The organism is Merdimmobilis hominis (genome assembly GCF_900104615.1).
Lineage (GTDB): Bacteria > Bacillota > Clostridia > Oscillospirales > Ruminococcaceae > Merdimmobilis > Merdimmobilis hominis.
The window spans coordinates 789,348-810,265 of record NZ_LT629939.1 but is presented as its reverse complement, the minus strand read 5'-3'; the positions used below and the strand labels follow the sequence as shown (position 1 = coordinate 810,265).

The window sequence follows — 20,918 nt, the reverse complement described above, 5'->3', positions numbered from 1 at the left end:
GGCCAGAAGGCCGGTTGGTCCAACCCCAAAAATCGATTTTGCCGCCTTAGTCCAAAATCCATCTAGGCTTGTGATTGGGTGGATTTTTTCATTGGTGGGCAGTTTAAATTCTGGTTTAAAAAAAGCCGGCTTGCGTTAAGCAAGCCGGCTTTTATCTGTTGTTTAGGGAACGGGTACCTCTTCCGGGATGGGGCAGACATAGGGATGGCCAGCAGTCTTTTCTTCAAACTCAGCTTTGGCCGCTTGGATGATGGAAGGATCTTCTACGGCTTTGAGAGCGGCTACCGCCATAACCCGGGCGCCATAGAGCATCCCCTTCATGCCGATGGAATGACCAGCGCAAGCGGCATTCTGCCAGCTGTGTCCAGGGGCACCGATACAACTGGAGGGAGTTGTCAACATCATAGTGGGGCAAATATGCTGTACATCTGCGACATCGGTGGAGCCGCCGCCGGACACAAGGGTCTCATTCATGTCAAATACCAGGTTTTCTTCCAGCTGGGTGCCTGCTTTGATCTTGCCGGAATCTATCATTTTCTGGTAGATGGGGCTCTGCTCGTTCAGGGCTTTAGCAAAGTCAATATCTTCCTGGCTCCAGACAGTGGGGACAACATCTTTGACCACCTGGTTGCACAATTCAAACAGAACTTTGTTGTTCAGCATCTCGTAGCAGCCACCGGTGAACTCCACCTCCAGCTGGGTATCTGTCATATGGGCAGCGCCTTCTGCAACCCGGACAATACGTGCATAAGCATCTTCCACTGCTTCACGGGAAAGAGCACGGCAGAAGTACCAAACGCTGGCTTTGCCGGGAACTACATTGGGAGAGCTGGGGACATCGGTAAAGGCATAGTGGATACGCACATCATCGGTGACATGCTCCCGCAGGAACTCACAGCCCATATTCATCAGCTGAACAGCATCCAAGGCACTGCGGCCGTTTTGAGGATCTGCCGCCGCATGGGAGGTAACACCCTTAAAGTGGAATTTTGCGCTGTTCAGAGCGGTGGTAACGGTGCCTAGGGTGGTCATGCCGCAGGAGGGTCCGCCGTGCCAGGAGAAAGCCAGATCCAGCTCCCGGAAGGCGCCGCCGCGGGCCATGAAGACCTTACCGGTCAAAACCTCCTCTGCGGGGCAGCCGTATACCACAATAGTACCAGAAAGTCCTTTTTCCTCCATCTCCTTTTTCAGCCCCAGAGCAGCGCCGATGCAGGCGGGAGTCATCAGGTTGTGCTGGCATCCGTGACCAGGTGCACCTTCCACAACAGCTTCCCGCTGGGTGGAGACCTTCTGGCTCAGAGCGGAGAGGGCGTCATACTCCCCCAGGAAGCCGATCACCGGCTTACCACTGCCCCAAACCGCCCGAAGCGCAGTGGGTACGCCGGCATAGGCGCGCTCTACTGCAAAGCCTTCCTTTTCAAGGAATTCGGCAATCCATTGGCTGGCCTTGACTTCCTGGAAACTCATTTCAGGGTTTTCCCAAATCTTTTTTGCCAGGTCGATCAGTTCTTCTTGTTTGGCGAAGATTTCGTCTTGTGCAATTTTTCCGAACATAATAACTACCTCCATTTCTAGTTTAGCTAAATAGCCTAATACTATTTTCTATGATTCTCTTTCCATAAACAATTCATAGAATTGACCCTTTGCCCAAAGGTGTGTTACAATACAAGAAAGATGTCACAATTTGCAGAGAAAGGGAGATGAGGTTTGAAGGAAGCACAGTCGAAACGGGCATTTTCGGAAGCATTGGAACGGCTTATGGAGCAAAAGCCCATTGCAAAAATTCGGGTGACTGACCTTGTTGAGGAAAGCGGCCTCTCCCGGCAGACCTTCTACCGCCATTTCCGGGATATATACGATTTGATTGACTGGACTCATCAGGAAAAAACCCGTCTGGCTTTTGAACTCATTGACGTGGATGCAGATATTACCCATGTCTGGGTGGTCTGCTTGCGGCTTATGGCCCGGAGCAAGACTTTTTATCAACAGGTGATCACTACATCGGGATGCAATTCTTTTTATAACGGGTATTATCTGCGTTGCCAAAACAACCTTCTGCGGATGGCGGGTGGCCGGGAGCGCTGTGACGACGCCATGCTGTTTACCATCCGATTCACCGCTGCTGGGATCACCCAGATGATTACCGAATGGATTACAGACGGCATGGCTCAGCCTCCAGAGGAGATGGCCAAGCTTTTGGTAGAGAGTATGCCCGCCAAATATTTGCAGGCCCATAAGAGCCAAAAATCTAGGGGATAGGCAGATCCATTGGCATAACAAATCCCTCCGTCAGTCTTCCCGTTTGACGGAGGGATTTGTTATGCCCTGTTTTGGAACTTGGCCGGGCGATCTCTGCCAAAGGGGAAAGAACCCCGGTTAAGGAGCAGTTTCCCCATCCTGCACAATCTGTTCCAAGACGGCGATCAGGTCGTGGAGGGTCTCAATGCGGACATCCCGCCGGAGAATTTCATTTTTTAGATCCACCGAGAGGGTCTCAAACCGGGGGCGCATCTTGGGGCTGACATAAGACATGCATATCACCTCACCAGTAGTTTGCCCCGCTTGGAAGGCGCCCATGCGGCACAGGGCAAAGGAGTGCCAGAGAAAAGCCTATGGGTCCGCGGTTTTGAAGGGGAACTTTTGACAGGAATTGTTCACTGTGGAAGATTTGGATTTCGAAAATGACAGGGGAATTGCATTTTATAGAATAATTATGCAATGTATATAGAGAAATATTCTTTTATCTACGGCTATTTGGTGGAAAAAGCTCTTGATATAGAATAAATATGTATATATAATGTATATAAATTCAACAAGACCATCCCCACTGGGTTGGCATCCCAACAAAAAAGGAGAATCCTTATGAAGATGAAACAGCTGCTCGCCCTTACCCTTGCTTCCTTGGCGCTGGCTGCAACCATGGCCGGATGCAGCAACTCCGGTGCTGGGGAATCCAGCTCCGCCTCCAATCCCAGTTCCTCTGCAGGGCAGAACCGGTTGGAACAAATCAAACAGGCGGGGAAGATTGTTTTTGTCACCAGCCCGGATTATGCCCCCTATGAATTCATTGACCTGGATAAAATGGGCCAGGGGGATGACCAATATGTGGGTGCGGACATTGAACTGGCCAAGTACATCGCCCAAGAGCTGGGGGTGGAATTGGAAATCCACCCTATGGACTTTGATTCGGTTCTGGCTTCGGTCACCGAAAACAAATGCGATATGGCCATTTCCGGCATCGCTTCCAAGCCGGAGAGGGCTGAAAAGATGGATTTCTCCACCCCTTATAAGAACAAACAAGAAAACAGCCAGGGCATCATGATCCGCAAAGAGGACAGCGGAATCTACACCTCTGTTGAAACAGTCAACAAACCAGAGGTCAAAGTGGGGGCCCAAAACGGCTCCATCCAGATGGAAGGCGCCCAGCAGATGTTGCCCGATTCCAATATTGTGCCCATTGCCAAGCTGGGGGACGGTATTTTGCAGCTGCAATCCGGCAAGATCGATGCCCTGGTCATCTCCACTACCACCGGGCAAGGGTATTGCGACAGCTACCCTGAGCTGATGATGGCCGACATCCCCTGGGATCTGTTCAGCGACGGTTCCGCCGTAGCCATCCCCAAGGGCAACCCGGAACTGTTGGAGGAGATCAACCGCATCATCGGCGATGTGAAGGAACAGGGCCTGTATGAGAAGTGGCTGGAGGAGGCCCAGGTCCTCGCCGCCCAGCAGAAAGAAGAGTAATCCCATTGCCGGCGGGGAGGCCCTGTATGGGTCTTCCCGCCAGTCTTTGCAGGAGCAGATGGGGCGGAGACCTCCCACATATTATGCAAATATTCTGCATAATCTTGCCTATGGTTTTGACCGGTTGGCGAAGATTGGGTGAAAGTTGTGTAAAAACCATAGAAACGCCAAAGAAACCCCGGGTGAACTTGTGAAAAAAACCACTTGATTTGTTATAAATATGCGTATATAATGTATACATATTCAAGATGGGGAATCGCCCAATCCATGATAGTATCGCTCAAAGGAGATTGTCGTATGAAAAAGCTTCTTGCTCTGATTCTCGCCACCCTGACCATGACCTCTGTCCTGGCCGGCTGCAGCAATGGCGAGGGAAATTCCAGCAGCACCCCTTCCGAAGGGTCCAGCCAGTCTTCCAGCGGCGGGGTTGACCGCCTGGAGAAGATCAAATCCTCCGGCAAGCTGGTCTTTGTCACCAGCCCGGACTACGCCCCTTATGAGTTCATCGACCTGGAGAAGATGGGCCAGGGAGACGAGCAGTATGTGGGCTCGGATATTGAACTGGCCAAGTACATCGCCGACTCCCTTGGAGTGGAGCTGGTGATCCAGCCCATGGATTTTGACTCGGTTTTGGCCGCCGTCTCCGAAGGCAAATGCGATATTGCCATCTCTGGCATCGCCTCCAAACCGGAGCGGGCTGAGAAGATGGACTTCTCCATCCCCTATAAGAAAACCAGCCAGCAGGGCATTATGATCCTTAAAGAGAACGCAGAGAAGTTCCAATCGGTGGAGGATCTCAACAAACCGGAGGTTAAGGTGGGAGCGCAGAACGGCTCCATCCAGATGGAAGGCGCCAAGGAGAAGATGCCCGACGCCAACATTGTGCCCATCGCCAAACTGGGCGACGGGGTCATGCAGCTCCAAGCTGGGAAGATCGACGCTTTGGTCATCGCCAACATCACCGGCGATGGCTACTGCGAGACCTATGACAACCTGATGATGGCCGACATCCCCTGGGAGCTAAAAAACGACGGTTCCGCAGTGGCCATCCCCAAGGGCAACCCGGAACTGGTGGCTGAGATCAATCGGATTATTGAGGAAACCCAGGAAAAAGACCTGTATGAGCAGTGGCTGGCCGATGCTCAGGAGTTGGCGCTCTCCCAGCAGCAAGACCAGAAATAAATCTTGTCCTTTGCCAAGGCAAACGCGGTCCCCCCGGGATGAGCCTCATTCCGGGGGATCGGTTCTTTGCCGGCAAAAGACTTCCATAAAGAGGTGGGTATAACAGATGGAAACCATCACAACCATCATTAGCTTATTATCCCGGTACGGCATGATGTTCGTCAAGGGCACCGGCGTGACCCTGTATATGGCGTTCCTCACCGTGCTGTTTGGGGCCATCCTAGGCTCCTTGATCTGCCTAGCCAGGCGGGTCAATTTCGCACCGCTGCGGTGGGTGGCCGCCGCCTATGTGGAAGTGATCCGCGGCACCCCCATGCTGCTGCAGATCACCCTGTCCTATCTGACGCTTCCAGAGCTCCTTCACATGGACATCCAGCCGCTGTACTGCGTCATCCTGGCGCTGATCCTGAACAGCGCGGCCTATGTGTCTGAGATCATCCGCGCCGGCATCCAAGCGGTGGATGTGGGCCAGGCGGAGGCGGCCCGTTCCCTGGGCCTCTCCAGTTCTATGACCATGAGGGAAATCATCCTCCCCCAGGCCATCAAGAACATCCTGCCCGCCCTGTGCAACGAGTTCATCATGATCGTCAAAGATTCCTCCCTGGGTTCCACCTTCTTCGTCGGGGAGCTGATGACGGTGCAGGCCACCATCAAGGGCGCTTTGTACCTGACGCTGGAACCGCTGATGATCGTCGCAATGATCTACTTCTGTTTGACCTTTACCCTCTCCAAGGGTGTGGTGCTGCTGGAAAGGAGAATGAGCCGCGGTGATTAAGGTAACCAATCTGCACAAATATTTCGGGGAGCTCCACGTCCTCAAGGGGATCAATGAAGAGATCCACAAAGGGGAAGTTGTCTCCATTATCGGCCCATCGGGAAGCGGCAAGTCGACCTTCCTGCGCTGCCTAAACCTGCTGGAAAAACCAGAGGAGGGCCAAATCCTCTTTGAAGGGGTGGACATCACCGCCAAAGGGGTGGACATCGACAAGCACCGCCAGAAAATGGGCATGGTGTTCCAGCACTTTAACGTCTTCCCCCACAAGAGCGTGCTGGAAAACATCACCCTGGCCCCCATCCTGGTGAAGAAGATGCCAAAGGATGAGGCAGAAGCGATGGCCATGGAATTGCTGGCCAAGGTGGGGCTGGAAAGCAAGGCTCAGGAGTACCCCAAGCGGCTCTCCGGCGGGCAGAAACAGCGGCTTGCCATTGTCCGCGCCTTGGCCATGAACCCGGATGTGATGCTCTTTGACGAGCCTACCAGCGCCCTGGACCCTGAGATGGTAGGGGAGGTGCTGGAGGTCATCCGGGACTTGGCAGTGGGAGGGATGACCATTGTCATCGTCACCCACGAGATGGGCTTTGCCAAGGAGATCTCCGACCGGGTCCTGTTTATGGACGGCGGTGTCATCGCCGAGCAGGGAAGTCCCCAAGACATCTTCGGCAACCCCCAGAACCCCCGCACCAAAGAGTTTTTGAGCAAAGTCCTCAACGCGTAAAAAAACATCCCCAGGCCTTGACGGCCTGGGGATGTTTTTATTTGCCCGATGCTTCAGTTGCATGGCCGCGCAGCTCTTCATACAGGCTGCGATCCATCTTGTGGACTTGGAGCTTGCAGGGCATCCCATCGCGGAAAATCTCCCGCTCCAATACAAAGCCGTTGCGCTGGAGTGCCTTTTGGGAACCGATGGTCCGCTCCAGCACATAGCCCCGCAGACAGACCCCATCCAGCTGAGTGAAGACGAAATCGGCGGCTGCCCCCAGAATCTCGGTGAGGTAGCCGTGGCCCCAGCTGTTTTTTCCGAAGAAGGCGGTCATCTCATACTCGCCGGGGCGCTCTTCCAGGTGGTCGCCCTTGATGACAAACACCCCCACAAACCTGCCGTCCTCTTTGGCCCAAACAGTGAAGGGGAACTTGCTGCCGTCTTTGGCCCCTGCCAGGTACTCCTCTACCATCTGGCGGGTCTCCTCCAGGGACTTATGGACCGAAAAGCGCATGTTCTTGGCCACTTCCGGGTCGCTGGCCAGCTGGTGGACTCGGTTTAAATCCCGGATGGTCAGGGGCTTCAGCACCACCTGTCTGGTGTCCAGGGTGACCATGCTCTTCCCCGTAACCCCTTGGCGGCGCAGATACAGCCCATAGAGATAAGCGGCGGCGATAAACTCCTTGGGGGCAGCGGCTGCGGCCAGCCAGAGGTAATTTTTCCCGCCGTTCCAGGCTTCGTCTATCCAGTCGCAGAACAGGGCGGCGATCTGCCGCACATCCAGAGATTTGATTTCCTCGGTCAGACCGGCGGCGGAGCGGGCGTCCCGCACTGTGCGGACTAAGGTTTCCAGCTTTTCCACCGAGACCCGCTCCAGCTGATCCATCTGTTCCATCAACTGGGTGTTGAACTCCTCCCACTCATACATCCGGGCTGGGGGAAGGGAAAGGACCTCGCCGGCGATCTCCGCCGCCCGCTGCACCACCCGGGGGGAATCAAACCGCAGCCGCTTGCCGTCTTTCAGGTGGCGGGAGAGGCGGAGCTTCACCAGTTTTTCCATGGGGTTGCGGGCCTGGCGGGAGACGTCAAAATCCAGGTAAGCGCCCATCTCTTGGAGGACAGGCCTCATGGCCTCATAGTTAGCCTGGGCGGAACCCAGGGGAAAAGCGTAGGCCACCCCTTCGATTTTGCCATAAGAGCGCATGGTGTCAAGGTACCCCAGGCGCATGTTGCGCAGGATGCGGGGGCTGTCGAAGTTGAGGAAAATCCCCAGATTCCAGTAGCTGCGGATGTACCGCACCGGCACGTCGCCGGCCTGGAGCTTGGGGATAAAGCCGATGGATTTCAGCTCCACTGCGATGATTTCGTTGGCGCCCAGTTCTACAGCCATATCGATGGGCAGGTTGTTGCGGTACCCGCCATCGATGTATTTGCTGTTTTCAATCCTGCGGGTCTCAAAGGCGGGGAAGCAGGCGGCAGAGGCGAGCAGGTATTCCGCCATCATCCCGTCGGGGATTTCCTCCTTGGTCAACTCCACCTCTTTGATGGTGGGGAACTCCACTGTCACCAGGCCGAACTCAATGGGGGAAGAGCGCACCACATCCTCTTTTAAATGGGTGCGCACCAGGTTTTCCAAGGGGCCGATGTCCAGCGCCCCTTTGGAGACCGCATCCCGCAGGAAGCTTTTGAAAATTTTAGAAGCCCCTTCCAGAGATTCAAAATCCCCTTCCGACACCGAGCCCAGCACCGAGTCGTATCGGATGGTCTCCCACATGGATTTGGCCGCTTCAAAGTCGTTCTGAACCATCAGCGCGCCGTTGAGGGCGCCGATGCTGGTGCCGGTGACGATCTGGTAATCGATGCCCAGCTCCCGCAGGGCCTCCCAGACGCCGATCTGGTAGGAGCCGCGGGAACCGCCCCCGCCCAATACAATAGCTCGTTTCAATGTTGTCTCATCCTTTCTAAGCGAAGCCGGAGGGAATGCCCCCCGCCTCTGCTGCAATCCCCCATCCAGCTGGTGGAGGAGGGAGAAAATCAATGGGTTTGTACCGCCCATGTCGCCGTGTTTTTTGGACCACATAGGGGCCAATCTGCCTCCATCTTCCTTCATACAGCTCTTGGAAAGGGGAAGCCAGATGGGCAAAAACAGCCGGCCTTCCGGATGCTATAAAACACTGCCACTATTTTTTAACAATACCACACTTTCCCCCCAGAAACAACGGGCAAATTGTTACGAAATCCCATGGAGGACAAACCGTTTTGTACGCCCTCTTTCCGGTAGGATGAAGCCATACCAATGGGAAAGGAGGAGGTGCCAATGCGCCGCCTTTTGGAGGAGTACCGGGAATCCCGGCGGATGCTGCTGGAACGGATTGCCCAGCTTTCTGCCCAGCCGCCGCCCGGGGAACTGGGGGATTCCCATGGGCTGGATCGCCGCATCCGCATGCTGCGGGAGGAAGTGGCAGACCTCAACTGGGCGATGGGGCAGATCGCCCGGTATCTGGGCAAGCGCTGATGAGACGGGTCGCCTTATACGACAGCCTGGACCACCTGACCGAGCCCACGGGGGAGGACAACCGCCGCCAGCGCCAGTTCTACCGCGCCATTTTGCAGGAGGGGATGAAAACCCAGCTGACCGCCCGCCAGAGGGAAGCTATCACCCTGTATTACGGAGAGGGCCTGACCCTCGCCCAGGTGGGGGAGCGGCTGGGGGTCAGCCCTTCCGCTGCCTGCCGCCGGGTTCAGGGGGCGAAAAAACGGCTCCAAGGGTTTGCCAAAGGCTGTATCGCCCTGCAAAAATACAATCTCCCTTGAAATCGCCCGCCGTTTTTCTTATAATAAGGATGTGGCAACGATCTGCCCCCAGAAAAATGCGTGGGCCTGTCTGTCCGGCGGCGGACAGTGCCGAAACTAGGCCGCCGGAGAAATGGTGGAACGATATGAACATTTGGCATGACATCAATCCCAAGCGGGTCTCCCCCACAGATTTTATGGCGGTCATTGAGATTGAAAAAGGCAGCAAGAAGAAGTACGAGCTGGATAAGGAAACCGGCCTCATCATGCTGGACCGGGTGCTGTATACCTCCACCCATTATCCGGCCAACTATGGCTTCATCCCCCGGACCTATGGCGACGACCGGGACCCTTTGGATGTGCTAGTTCTCTGCTCCGAGGCCATCGATCCTCTCACCCTGGTCCGCTGCTACCCCATCGGGGTGATCTCCATGATTGACAACGGCCGCCACGATGAGAAGATCATCGCCATCCCCTTTGACGACCCCACCTACAACGGCTACAAGGACATCTCCGAACTGCCCACCCATATTTTCAGTGAGATGTCCCACTTCTTCCAGGTGTACAAGTCCCTGGAAGGCAAGGAGACCGCGGTGGAGGAGGCCAAAGGCCGGGATGCCGCCATTGAGGTGATCTCTCAGGCGATTGAGAGCTATATCGAAAATTTTTGCCGATAACCCCCCGCGCGGATGAATGAGAGAAAAAGAGGATGGCGTTAGCCATCCTCTTTTTTGTTCTTTTACATGGTGTGCTCCTCTTGGATAGGAGGACACCGGTAGGTGGGCACCAGTTGGTGGAGCAGGGCGAGCACCTGGGAACCGTCCCCGGCAGAGGCGGCTTCCTTGAGCTTCTCAAACAGCCCCTCCGCTGCTGGGGAAGCCCATTCCCTCCAGGAAAAGGCGGTGATCCGAGGGCAGGAGGTGGGGTGGGTTTCCTCCTCCGGGAGTTCCAGTTCTTCCAGCAGTTTCTCCCCAGGGCGGGGGCCGGTGAACTGGATTTCAATATCCTGGTGGGGGCGGTAGCCGCACAGGCGGATCATGTCGCAGGCCAGGTCGTAGATGGCCACCGGCTCCCCCATATCCAGGACAAAGGTCTCCCCGCCATGGCTGAGGGCAGCGGCGTGGAGCACCAGCTGCACCGCCTCCGGAATGGTCATAAAATATCGGCGCATCTCCCGGTGGGTGACGGTCACCGGGCCTCCCCGGGCGATCTGTTCCCGGAAGATGGGCACCACGCTCCCCTGGGAATCCAGCACATTGCCGAACCGCACCGCGCAGAACCGGGTGGCGGGATGCCGCCCCCACAACAGCTGCAAACAGAGCTCCGCCCCCCGTTTGGTGGCCCCCATGACGCTGGAGGGATTGACCGCCTTGTCGGTGGAGATGAGGACGAACAGCTCCGCCCCCGCGGCAATCGCCGCCTCGGCCGCGGTCTTGGTGCCCAGGAGGTTGTTTTTTACCGCTTCGCTGGGGCAGGCCTCCATCATGGGCACGTGTTTGTGGGCCGCTGCGTGAAGGATGATGGCTGGGCGGTATTGTTCCATCAGCTGGTTCATACGGCTCTTGTCCCGCACCGAGCCCACTTCCAAGGTGTAACGGTCAGCGGGGTAGAGGGAAGAGAGCTCTCTGCCAAGCTGGAAGAGTCCGTTTTCCGAAATGTCAAACGCGACGAGATGATCCGCCCCCAGCTGAAGGGTTTGGCGGCAGAGTTCCGACCCTATGGAACCCGCACCGCCGGTGACCAGCACTGTTTTCCCGGCGAGCAAGGCGCGCAAGGGGGTGGCATCCAGAGCTACTGCTTCCCGCCGGAGGAGGTCCTCCGGGTGGATCTCCCCCAGCCGTGCGGCGGACATTTCCTCCTGCTGGTCAAAGAGCCCGAACCGCTTGAGGGGAAGACCTTGGGCCGCCGCCAGCTGGATGGCCTTTTTGAGCCTCCGGGGGGAGAGCTGGTCAATAGCCACAACAAGGCAATCCACCTTGCCCGCCAAACGGGGCAGGGTTTCCAGCCCACCCACTACCCGCACCCCTTTGTAGCGGGTCCCTTTTTTCGCCGGGTCATCGTCCAGGAAGAGCACCGGCCGGGGGCCTTGCATCCCGCCAAACCGATCCACCAGGAGGCAACCCAGCTCCCCGGCTCCGTAAACCGCCGCCCTCATGGGCCCTTGGCGCTGGGGCCGGTCCTTGGAGAGGAGGATCCGCCCAGCGAGTGCCAGAGCGCACAGGGGGGTAAAGGTCAGGACGAGCACCGCCGGCGTCACCCCCCATTCCCCTGAAAGGAGGGAGAGGGAAAACCCTGCCGCCAAACTGGCACCCACCAGCCGCAGGGGCATGGCGAAAATGGAGGGCCGCAGTTTGCGCCGGTAAGCACCGAAGAGGGCAAAGAATACCCAGGCCACCAACAGCGTCCCCAGGGCGTACTGCCAATGGTAGGGGAAATCGGGCAGCGCCAGGTAGAGGCCCAGCACGGAGGAGAGGATGGCGGAAACCCCATCCCAAACCAATAAAAGGGAGATGACACCCATAAAAAACTTCCTTTCGCACAAATGGGAAACATTCACTAGTCTTTCCCGTTTTTTGCCCAAAACACCCATGGGAATCCAGCCGGGCGTTTGGGCCCAATTCCATGGGAATCAAAATCGGGAAATTGCCATCAATCGGGTGAAAAACGGCGTCCGGCTTCATTTTGGGGGATTAAAACCGGAATTTTGTATTAAAAAGGGGATTTTTGCGGGAAAATCCCGGTATTTCTCTTGCAATCACGGTTGGAGATTGGTATAATAACCACAGGCAAGCTGTGGAAGAAGCAGGGGCCCGCCGGCATATTGGCTGGGCGGCCTGCCAAAACTCCCCATGGGGGGCCACCGCTTGTGGGATGGCCGGGGAATCGTCCCCACGGCCGTTTTTTGCGTATGGGCGGATAAGCCGTTCCGCCCTATTTGGTAGAATACCACATTTTGGGGGAGGTTTGCCCCAAAAGCACGTGATTTTTCACCGCCGCTGGAAAAAAGCGGCCCCGGGCAGGACCGGAGGCACACAGCTTTGCAGTGGCTTTTGTAGGAAAGGAGGTGGCGCCGTGAATCCCGACCCTGGCAGCCAAAGGCAGAGGAAAGCAAAAATACCAGGCGGCGCTCACCTTGTAAGTGTCCGCCCAATTTGAGGGGGAGACATATGCTGAACTATTTTAAAACTGTAGATGGCCGGATCACCCGGCTCTCCGCCCCGGAGGATGGGTGCTGGGTTTCCGCCGTAGCGCCCGACCCACAGGAGGTCGCCTATCTGGTGGAGGAACTGGGCCTTGACTCCGGCTTTGTCCGCTCGGCGCTGGATGAGGAGGAATCCTCCCGCATTGAGGCGGAGGAGGACCAGACCCTGGTGATTGTGGACGTGCCAGTGGTGGACGATTCGGTCACCGATTCCCAAGAGGAGAAGACCATCCTCTACACCACCATGCCCATCGGCATCATCCTAGCGGAAAAGTTTGTGGTCACCATCTGTCAAAAGGAGTTTGCCGTCATTGAGCAGATGGAAAACGGCGCGGTGAAAAACCTGCAAACCGCCCAGAAGACCCGGTTCCTGCTCACCATCCTGCTGCGGGTGGCAAGCCGGTTTCTGTTGTATCTGAAGCAGATTGACCGGATTTCCAGCTCCACCGAAAAGCAGCTGCACCAGTCCATGCGCAACAAGGAGCTGATCCAGCTTTTGGGGCTGGAAAAATCCTTGGTTTACTTTTCCACTTCCCTGAAATCCGATGAGATCACCATGGAGAAGATCCTTCGCGGACGGATCATCAAGCTCTACGACGAGGACCAGGACATCCTGGAGGACGTGCTCATCGAGATCAAGCAGGCCATTGAGATGTGCAACATCTACTCCGGCATCTTGTCGGGGACGATGGATGCCTTTGCCTCTATCATCTCCAACAACCTGAACATCGTCATGAAAATCCTCACCTCCATCACCATTTTGATGGCCATCCCCACTATGGTGTCCAGCTTCTACGGCATGAATGTGGAAGGGCTGCCTTTCCCGGTGTTTTGGATGCCCATCCTCCTGTCGGTGGTGCTCACCATTTTGGTGGCCATCGCACTGGTGAAAAAAGGAATGTTCAGCTGATTGTATCATAGAAAAAGCCCAGCCAAATCCGGCTGGGCTTTTTATTTTACTCAAAAAGGATTAGTTCTTTGGCGTAGGGAAGGGTCTCTGCCCAATGGCAGAAGTCGTGCCACTCCTGCAGCTTGTGGTTTTTCCGGGAACGCACCATCCCCACCAGGTTTTCATAGTTCATGGTGACGGTGCGCATCTGGTTGTAGCTGGAGGGCAAAAATTGGATGATGCTGTACCAGATGTCCTTGTCCTTGGTTTTCTGGTACTGCTGGCGCAGCTCCTCCAAAAAGGCGATGACCCTATCCATCTGCTCCAGGGTTTGGGGATTCATGTGGTCGCAGCTGAAATCCTCCCGGGAGAAGGGCTTGGCGTGGATTTTGTGCATGGTACTGGTGGAGTTGGCCACCGTCCCCACCTTGTAGGTGTCAAACTCTTTCCACCAATAGAGGGGGGCAGTGATGTCCACTGAAACAAAAATCTGCCGGATAAACTTGCGGTGGTCGCTGCCGCTGCGGCAGAGGCGGGCAGCCAGATCCAGGTCGTTGGGGCCGAGGACAAAGCGCCCGTCCTCAAAGGAGCTGTCGCTGCGGTCCCAGCTGTTCATAGGGTTGCGGGCGCCGCGGATGGCGTTGTGAAGGTTCATGACTTCGGTGCGTTCCAGGTTGATCATGGGGGGCTCTCCTTTCGCAAGAGGGCGGGTATTACACGTTGAATCGGAAGAGGATGATGTCCCCATCCTGGACCACATACTCCTTGCCCTCCAGGCGGACAAGGCCCTTTTCTTTGGCGGCGGCCATGGAGCCGCAGGCCATCAGGTCGTCAAAGGAGACGATTTCTGCCCGGATGAATCCCTTTTCAAAGTCGCTGTGAATTTTACCGGCGGCTTGGGGGGCCTTGGTGCCCCGGGTGATGGTCCAGGCACGGACCTCCTGTTTGCCGGCGGTCAGGTAGGAGATGAGGCCCAGGAGTTCGTAGCATTTCTGGATGAGCCGGTCCAGGCCGGATTTTTCCAGCCCCAGCTCTTCCAGGAACATGAGCTTGTCCTCCCGGGACATGTCGGCGATGTCCTCTTCCAGCTTGGCGCAGATGGGCAGGACCTGGCTTTTCTCTGCGGCGGCGATCTCCTGGACTTCCTGGTAGAAGGGGTTTTCCTCCACATTGCCGGAGAAGTCGCCCTCGCTCATGTTGGCAGCGTAGATGATGGGCTTGGCGGAGAGCAGGGGAATGTCGGAGAAGATTTCCTTTTCCGCGTCGGAAAGGAGTTCAAACCCCCGGGCGGAGAGGCCCTCCTCTAAATGGTGTTTCAGCCGTTCCAGCATCTCCACCTCTGCCAGGAATTTTTTATCCCCTTTGGCAGCTTTGGAGGCCCGGTCGATCCGCCGGTCCACAATGTCGATGTCCGAGAAGATCAGTTCCAGGTTGATGGTCTCAATGTCCCGTTTGGGGCCGATGGAGCCGTCCACGTGGACGATCTCCCCATCCTCAAAACAGCGGACCACGTGGACGATGGCGTCCACCTCCCGGATGTGGGAGAGGAATTTGTTCCCTAAGCCCTCGCCTTTGGAGGCTCCCTTGACCAGGCCGGCGATATCCACAAACTCAATCATCGCCGGGGTGTATTTGTCCGGTTCATACATTTCGGCCAGCTTGTCCAGCCGGTAGTCGGGGACAGCCACCACACCCACGTTGGGTTCAATGGTGCAGAAGGGGTAGTTTGCGGCCTGTGCGCCGGCGTTAGTAATTGCGTTAAACAGGGTGCTTTTGCCCACGTTGGGCAGCCCCACAATACCTAATTTCATTGTTTTCCTCCAGATTATTTCCCTGCCTGCCCGCATGGCGGCGGGCAAGGGGGAATATTAAATCCTATTATACTGTGTGCGCCCAGTTTTTTCAACAACCACACGTTTACTCCGAGGGGGGAAAAGGTTCAAAAATTATTCACCTTTCCATCGCAAAGTATTGTATAATAAGAATAAAACAGGGAAAAACCGCGGGATAGCCGACTTTTTGCCCCGCGCGCCATAGAATGAGAAAAGGAAGGTAGATTGCCATGTCGATGGGTAAAATTCTTGTTGCGGACGACGACCGGAACATAGCGGAGCTGTTGCGGCTCTATTTGGAAAAAGAGGGGTACACCGTGTCGGTGGCCGGGGATGGGGAAGAGGCCCTTGCCCGCTTCTCTGCTGACAGCCCAGACATGGTGCTTCTGGACATCATGATGCCAAAGCTGGACGGCTGGCAGGTCTGCCGGGAGATCCGGAAAAAAAGCAACTGCCCCATCATCATGATCACCGCAAAAGGCGAGACCTTTGACAAGGTCCTAGGCCTGGAGCTGGGGGCGGATGACTATGTGGTCAAACCCTTTGACGCCAAGGAGATCATAGCCCGGATCAAGGCAGTCATGCGCCGCACTGGCAAATCTTCGGCCGAGAACGACATCAAAGAAGTCAGCTACGACAAGCTGGTGGTCAACATGACCAAGTATGAACTGAAGGTGGATGGCAAGGTGGTGGACACTCCGCCCAAGGAGCTGGAGCTCCTCTACCACCTGGCCAGCAATCCCAACCGGGTTTACACCCGGGATCAGCTGTTGGACGAGGTCTGGGGCTTTGAATACTACGGGGATTCCCGGACAGTGGACGTCCACGTCAAGCGCCTGCGGGAAAAGCTGGAGGGCGTCTCCGACCAATGGAGCCTAAAAACCGTTTGGGGCGTGGGCTACAAATTTGAAGTGAAGGAATAATGCAGAATGCAAAAAAGCCTGTTTTCTAAATTCTTCACCGTCTGTTTGTCCATCATTCTGGCCAGCATCTCCATCCTCGGGGTGGTGTTGCTGGTCTTTGCTTCCCAGTATTTTAAAAATGATAAGTTTGACCTGCTCAGCCGCAACGTGGTGCAGGCAGTGGCCATCACCAGCAACGTCACCACCCAAGGGGAAGGCGGCTACTATGTGGACTCCACCAGGGCCATGTCCGGATATTCTATCCTGGGAAATGCCATCGACGCCGACATCTTCCTAGTGGACCAGTACGGCAAGACCTTGATCTGCACCCACCGGGCCTCTTGCATCCACACCACCTATATGATCAGTGAAAAGATTATGGAGGAAGCCCGGGAAGGGGAATACCGGGAAATGGGCAGTCTCGGCGGAATCTACAGCGAGCCATATTATACAGTGGGCCGCCCGATTAAAGCACAGGATGGCTCGGTGATAGGGGTGGTATTTGCCTCTACCAGCGCCGAAGGCATGACCTCCTTCCTCCTGGAGATTTTCAAGATGTTCCTGTTCAGCGCCATTGCGGTGCTGGCTCTTTCTTTTATTGTCATCTACTTTGTCACCGACCGGCTGGTCCGTCCCCTGCGGGAGATGGCCGACGCCACCCAAAGCTTTTCCAAGGGGGACTTTGCAGTGCGGGTGCCGGTGGAGGGGTATGACGAGGTGAGCAAGCTGGCTATGGCCTTCAACACTATGGCTTCCAGCCTGGCGGCACAGGACCAGACCAGCCGCAGCTTCATCGCCAATGTCTCCCACGAACTGAAAACCCCCATGACCACCATCAGCGGCTTTATCGACGGCATCCTGGACGGCACCATCCCAGAGGAGAAGCAGCGCCACTATCTGACCATTGTCTCAGAGGAGGTCAAGCGCCTTTCCCGGCTGATCAAATCCATGCTCAACATCGCCAAGATCGAGGCGGGGGAGATGGTGATCAAGCCGGTGCCGGTGGACATCAACGACATTGTCTGCCGCACGGTGTTCACCTTTGAGAAGGCTATTGAGGAAAAGCGCTTGGATATCCGCGGCTTGGATGTGGATAAAATCATGGTGGAAGCTGACCCCGACCTGATCCATCAGGTGGTGTACAACCTGATTGACAACGCGGTGAAGTTTGTCAATGAGGGTGGGTACATCGAATTCAGCTACACAGTGGATACCGCCATGACCTACATTGGGGTGAAAAACTCCGGCCAGGGGCTGACCAAAGAGGAAGTCCCCCGGGTATTCGACCGGTTTTACAAGACCGACAAATCCCGCAGCCTGGACAAAAACGGAGTGGGCCTCGGCCTGCATATTGTCCGGTCTATCATCAACCTCCACTCTGGGGATATTATGGTCCGCAGCGTGGAAGGGGAGTACTGTGAATTTGTCTTCAGCCTGCCTACCCTCCACCAAAAAAATGGCCAATCCATCTTCCGCAAGGGGGAAAAAGGGAAGTAGCGGGGTGCTCCTGTTAAAAGTTTCTGTCAAAAACGTTTTCCCAATTTTCAAAAGATGTTATTTTTACATTCAAAATTGCGGGTTATACTGATACCAGTAGCTCAGATAAGAGCAAACGAGATTGACTGATCCGCAGTCAGGAAAGGGAGTAACCACCATGAGTGATACCAATTACAACGACCGCGACCCGTTTGAAGGGGATACCCCAAAGGATGAGAACGGTTTTCAGGATTCTACCGCATCAGGGGAAGGCCCATACGGCCCCAATTCCAGTGCAAACGGCCAGCAGCCCGGCTGGGGGCCGGGGAACCAGCAGCAGGGTTCGTCATACCAATACAACCCCAATGCGGGCTGGGCAGGTGGCTCTTCTGCCGACCGGGAGGAATACAAATGGAATTTCGCAGACTATGAAAGTGCCTCCGAACCGCCCAAAGCCCGGGCCAAACGCTCCCGCGGGTTCACCGTCTTTGCGTCGATCCTCTGTGTGGTGCTGGCCATCGGCGTCTTAAGCTTTGCCGGATACGGCGTCTACAGCATGGTGGGCGACCGGGATCAGAAAAATGTCGATTCCAGTTCCAGCCAGACCCAGATGCCCGGCCTCTCCATCCAAGAGAAACCTGCCACCAGCGAACAGGCTGCGGCGGACGGCAGCCTGACCACCACCCAGATCATCAAAAAGGTGAAGCCCTCGGTGGTTGGCATCGTCACCTACCAGGGGAACAACAGCTTTGCCTCCTCCGGTGCGGGCAGCGGTATTATCATGACCAGCGATGGCTATATCCTCACCAATGCCCATGTGGTGGAGAAGGCTGTGGGCATCAAGGTGGTGCTGGATAACGGGGAGGAGTACTCTGCCTCTCTCATCGGTTCCGATACCCGGACGGATATCGCAGTGATTAAAATTGAGGCCCAGAACCTGACCTATGCCGACTTCGGCAACTCCGACCAGGTGGAGGAAGGGGAACGGGTGGTGGCCATCGGCAATCCCACCGGCATGCAGCTGGCAGGCAGTACCACCCAGGGTATCATCTCCGCCCTGGATCGGGCTGTCAAGAGTGAAAACGGCTATACCATGCGCTTCCTTCAGACCGATGCGGCTATCAACCCCGGCAATTCCGGCGGCCCCTTGGTCAATGAATTTGGCCAGGTCATCGGCATAAACTCCGCCAAGTATGTCAACGAAGGGTATGAGGGCATCGGCTTCGCCATCCCCATCAACGACGCCCTGCCTATCGTGGAGCAGCTGATTACCAATGGCAAAGTCACCGGCCGCCCCATGCTGGGTATCACCGGTGAACCCATTGATTCGGTACTCTCCCGGATGTACAGCGTCCCCACCGGCGTTCACATTTTATCGGTGGACCCCAATGCCGACATCGCCTCTAAGAACGTGGTCCCAGGGGACATTATCACCCAGGTCAACGGCACGGCGGTGGCTTCGGCGGACGATATCAGCCAGGTGCTGGATGGCTTTAAACCCGGCGATAAGGTGAAATTGACTATCTACCGCCGCTCCAACTCCAGCGTGGGAGGACGGACCTTTGAGGTCTCGGTCACCCTGATGAGCGACAACGGCGATGGCACCGTGAGCCCCGCCAGCAAATAAGGCTCTACAAATTCCGGCCGGTCTCCTTTGGGGGCCGGCTTTTTGTCTGCCTTTTCCAAAACGTGTAAAATTTTTCGGGGAAGGAAATGGAGGTTCCCCCCTCCTGCCTCCACTGGGATTGTGGAAAAAGACGGCTTCCTCTGGAAAACGGGGGCCCTCCGTCCATCCCGCCAAGGGAGCGCCGGGGCGGTTCCCGCATAGGATGGAGGGTACCCCAACAAGCGGCGGGGTCCGCAAGGGTGGCAATTGTTGCCCAGGAAGAGCCATACGGAACCAACTCTGCCGCATCCAAATAAGCCGGGGCCCAACTGGGCCCCGGCTTTGGGTGATGGGACAAGCCACACCGGATTTTATCCGCATTTGACAAGGAAAAACCGAATAATTTGTAAATTTTCCCTGGCTGGCGTGGGGGATGGGGGTGCCGCAGTTGACCTTTTGCGCCCTGTGGTTTAAAATAGTATGCGTCTAAATCTGCGCTGCGGCCAGTATTTTATTTGACAGGAGACGTTTTTATGATACAGATTTCCCCCTCCATGCTATCCTGTGACTTTGCCCATATGGCCGACGAGGCGAAGGCCATTGTGGACGCTGGGGCGGACATGCTTCACATCGACGTGATGGATGGCCACTTCGTCCCCAACCTGACCCTGGGTGCGCCCATCCTCAAGTGCTTATCCAAGGCAGTTCCCGCCTTCTATGATGTCCACCTGATGATCAGCGACCCCCTGCGGTATGCAGAGGACTTCGCCAAAGCCGGCGCCGACCTCATTGTATTCCACCTGGAGAGCGACAGCGACCCGGACAAGACCATTGCGGCCATCAAGGGGCTGGGCAAAAAGGTGGGCATCGCCCTGAAACCGGGAACCCCGGCCCAGGCGGCTTTCCCATACCTGGACCAGGTGGACCTGGTTCTGGTGATGACCGTGGAGCCCGGTTTCGGCGGCCAGAGCTTTATGGGGGACATGATGCCCAAAGTTAACGCCATCCGCAGGGAGTGTGATGCCCGCGGCCTTTCCATGGACATCCAGGTGGACGGTGGAATCAATGGGGAAACCGCTGCCATTGTGGCCCAAAATGGGGCAAATGTGCTGGTGGCTGGGTCGGCGGTGTTTGGCAAACCCGACTACCGGCAGGCAGTGGCCGCCATCCGGGAGAGCGCTCAGGCGGCCTATCCCCGGGCAAAATAATAAGAGAGTTTGTCAATGGCATTGCCCAGGATGACCGGTGCGCCGTGTTCTTCCACCACAGCGGCGGCGGCGGGGCCTTCCCCGGCCAGTTCGCCGTATTCAGCCAGCAGGGTGGAGGCCCGGGAGCCGGTGCGGTCCAAGGGGTAGAGAATCATCCGGTAGCCCTTGTCCATTCGGTACAGGGAACTTTTATAAATCCGGTGGCAGCACAGCCGGAACAGCCTAACCGACCCGTCGATCACCGTGTCGATGTCCTCGAAGGCGTAGACCAGGGGGCCGAACCCCCCTTTCCCCAGAGCAGGGCGTCCGGGAGGGGGAACGGCGGTAAAGAGGAGGGTGCAGCCATCCTCCTCGCCGGGATAGGCCTCGATGAGAAGCCGCCCATCCCCAGGGGTAAAGCCGCACTCCAGCCGGGCGCGGCTCAGGATCTCGCTGACCATCATGCGGGTGGCGGAATCGGCATAGTCCATCCCGTCGTAGGTGACCAGGAATTCCTCCAGGTCCTCCGCGGTGAGCCGCACCCGCAGTTTGTTGCCGTCTAGGCGCTCAAAATACATAACCCAACCACCTTCCGCCGCCTCAAATGCGGCGTTATTGCCCAAA

At 56.3% G+C, this 20,918-nt stretch carries 20 protein-coding genes; 13 read left to right on the top strand and 7 right to left on the bottom strand.

The window, feature by feature from the left end; translation table 11 throughout:
* Positions 1-162: 162 nt before the first annotated feature.
* Positions 163-1,554 (bottom strand): amidohydrolase, encoded by a 1,392-nt coding sequence (locus BQ5353_RS03915; RefSeq protein WP_054330676.1) that lies wholly within the window; start codon positions 1,552-1,554, stop codon positions 163-165.
* Between the two features lie 153 nt (positions 1,555-1,707).
* Between BQ5353_RS03915 and BQ5353_RS03910 the strand changes: the two genes are divergently transcribed.
* On the top strand, positions 1,708-2,259 hold the full coding sequence (locus tag BQ5353_RS03910; RefSeq protein WP_054330677.1) for a TetR/AcrR family transcriptional regulator: 552 nt from the start codon (positions 1,708-1,710) through the stop codon (positions 2,257-2,259).
* A gap of 117 nt (positions 2,260-2,376) precedes the next feature.
* On the opposite strand, the gene BQ5353_RS13180 is transcribed toward BQ5353_RS03910, so the two are convergent.
* A complete protein-coding gene (locus BQ5353_RS13180) occupies positions 2,377-2,532 on the bottom strand; it encodes a hypothetical protein (protein WP_054330678.1) in 156 nt (51 codons plus the stop codon).
* Positions 2,533-2,862: 330 nt separating this feature from the next.
* On the opposite strand from BQ5353_RS13180, the gene BQ5353_RS03905 reads away from it, so the two are divergent.
* The 4 genes from BQ5353_RS03905 to BQ5353_RS03890 all read left to right on the top strand — a co-directional run bounded on the left by BQ5353_RS03905 (position 2,863) and on the right by BQ5353_RS03890 (position 6,422).
* Positions 2,863-3,744: a transporter substrate-binding domain-containing protein gene (locus BQ5353_RS03905; RefSeq protein ID WP_071427351.1), complete on the top strand. Its 882-nt coding sequence runs from the start codon at positions 2,863-2,865 to the stop codon at positions 3,742-3,744.
* Positions 3,745-4,041: 297 nt separating this feature from the next.
* Positions 4,042-4,926, top strand: a complete 885-nt coding sequence (locus tag BQ5353_RS03900; protein WP_054330681.1) for a transporter substrate-binding domain-containing protein — start codon at positions 4,042-4,044, stop codon at positions 4,924-4,926.
* Between the two features lie 106 nt (positions 4,927-5,032).
* On the top strand, positions 5,033-5,701 hold the full coding sequence (locus BQ5353_RS03895) for an amino acid ABC transporter permease (protein WP_231358627.1): 669 nt from the start codon (positions 5,033-5,035) through the stop codon (positions 5,699-5,701).
* Positions 5,694-6,422 (top strand): amino acid ABC transporter ATP-binding protein, encoded by a 729-nt coding sequence (locus BQ5353_RS03890; RefSeq protein WP_054330682.1) that lies wholly within the window; start codon positions 5,694-5,696, stop codon positions 6,420-6,422. Before BQ5353_RS03895 ends, BQ5353_RS03890 begins: the two co-directional genes overlap by 8 nt.
* Before the next feature lie 37 nt (positions 6,423-6,459).
* On the opposite strand, the gene BQ5353_RS03885 is transcribed toward BQ5353_RS03890, so the two are convergent.
* A complete protein-coding gene (locus tag BQ5353_RS03885) occupies positions 6,460-8,352 on the bottom strand; it encodes a GNAT family N-acetyltransferase (RefSeq protein WP_071427350.1) in 1,893 nt (630 codons plus the stop codon).
* A gap of 372 nt (positions 8,353-8,724) precedes the next feature.
* Here BQ5353_RS03885 and BQ5353_RS03880 point away from each other — a divergent pair, with 372 nt between their 5' ends.
* From BQ5353_RS03880 to BQ5353_RS03870, 3 genes are all read left to right on the top strand, one after another.
* The gene (locus BQ5353_RS03880; RefSeq protein WP_054330684.1) at positions 8,725-8,922 is read left to right on the top strand and encodes a hypothetical protein; all 198 of its coding nucleotides are present in this window, start codon (positions 8,725-8,727) and stop codon (positions 8,920-8,922) included.
* Positions 8,922-9,221, top strand: a complete 300-nt coding sequence (locus BQ5353_RS03875) for a sigma-70 family RNA polymerase sigma factor (RefSeq protein ID WP_054330685.1) — start codon at positions 8,922-8,924, stop codon at positions 9,219-9,221. The genes BQ5353_RS03880 and BQ5353_RS03875 overlap by 1 nt, the downstream gene beginning before the upstream one ends.
* Before the next feature lie 125 nt (positions 9,222-9,346).
* Positions 9,347-9,877 (top strand): inorganic diphosphatase, encoded by a 531-nt coding sequence (locus BQ5353_RS03870; protein ID WP_071427349.1) that lies wholly within the window; start codon positions 9,347-9,349, stop codon positions 9,875-9,877.
* 62 nt (positions 9,878-9,939) lie between these two features.
* Here the strand turns inward: BQ5353_RS03870 and BQ5353_RS03865 are convergent, their stop codons facing one another.
* Positions 9,940-11,721: a nucleoside-diphosphate sugar epimerase/dehydratase gene (locus BQ5353_RS03865; RefSeq protein WP_071427348.1), complete on the bottom strand. Its 1,782-nt coding sequence runs from the start codon at positions 11,719-11,721 to the stop codon at positions 9,940-9,942.
* 646 nt (positions 11,722-12,367) lie between these two features.
* On the opposite strand from BQ5353_RS03865, the gene BQ5353_RS03855 reads away from it, so the two are divergent.
* Positions 12,368-13,312 (top strand): magnesium transporter CorA family protein, encoded by a 945-nt coding sequence (locus BQ5353_RS03855; protein WP_054330690.1) that lies wholly within the window; start codon positions 12,368-12,370, stop codon positions 13,310-13,312.
* A 46-nt stretch (positions 13,313-13,358) separates the two neighbouring features.
* Here BQ5353_RS03855 and BQ5353_RS03850 read toward each other — a convergent pair whose 3' ends face one another.
* Positions 13,359-13,973, bottom strand: coding sequence for a hypothetical protein (locus tag BQ5353_RS03850; protein WP_054330691.1), 615 nt, complete (start codon positions 13,971-13,973; stop codon positions 13,359-13,361).
* Positions 13,974-14,004: 31 nt separating this feature from the next.
* Positions 14,005-15,102, bottom strand: coding sequence for a redox-regulated ATPase YchF (ychF, locus tag BQ5353_RS03845; protein ID WP_054330692.1), 1,098 nt, complete (start codon positions 15,100-15,102; stop codon positions 14,005-14,007).
* Positions 15,103-15,353: 251 nt separating this feature from the next.
* Between ychF and BQ5353_RS03840 the strand changes: the two genes are divergently transcribed.
* From BQ5353_RS03840 to rpe, 4 genes are all read left to right on the top strand, one after another.
* Entirely contained in the window at positions 15,354-16,046 is a 693-nt protein-coding gene (locus BQ5353_RS03840) for a response regulator transcription factor (RefSeq protein ID WP_054330693.1), read from the top strand.
* Between the two features lie 6 nt (positions 16,047-16,052).
* Positions 16,053-17,522 carry a sensor histidine kinase gene (locus tag BQ5353_RS03835; protein WP_054330694.1) on the top strand — a complete coding sequence of 490 codons (1,470 nt, stop codon included), beginning with the start codon at positions 16,053-16,055 and terminating at the stop codon, positions 17,520-17,522.
* 157 nt (positions 17,523-17,679) lie between these two features.
* Positions 17,680-19,128: a S1C family serine protease gene (locus tag BQ5353_RS03830; RefSeq protein ID WP_054330695.1), complete on the top strand. Its 1,449-nt coding sequence runs from the start codon at positions 17,680-17,682 to the stop codon at positions 19,126-19,128.
* Between the two features lie 512 nt (positions 19,129-19,640).
* Positions 19,641-20,315: a ribulose-phosphate 3-epimerase gene (gene rpe, locus BQ5353_RS03825; protein ID WP_054330696.1), complete on the top strand. Its 675-nt coding sequence runs from the start codon at positions 19,641-19,643 to the stop codon at positions 20,313-20,315.
* Here the strand turns inward: rpe and BQ5353_RS12655 are convergent.
* On the bottom strand, positions 20,297-20,872 hold the full coding sequence (locus BQ5353_RS12655) for an adaptor protein MecA (RefSeq protein ID WP_071427347.1): 576 nt from the start codon (positions 20,870-20,872) through the stop codon (positions 20,297-20,299). The genes rpe and BQ5353_RS12655 overlap by 19 nt on opposite strands.
* Positions 20,873-20,918: the final 46 nt, after the last annotated feature.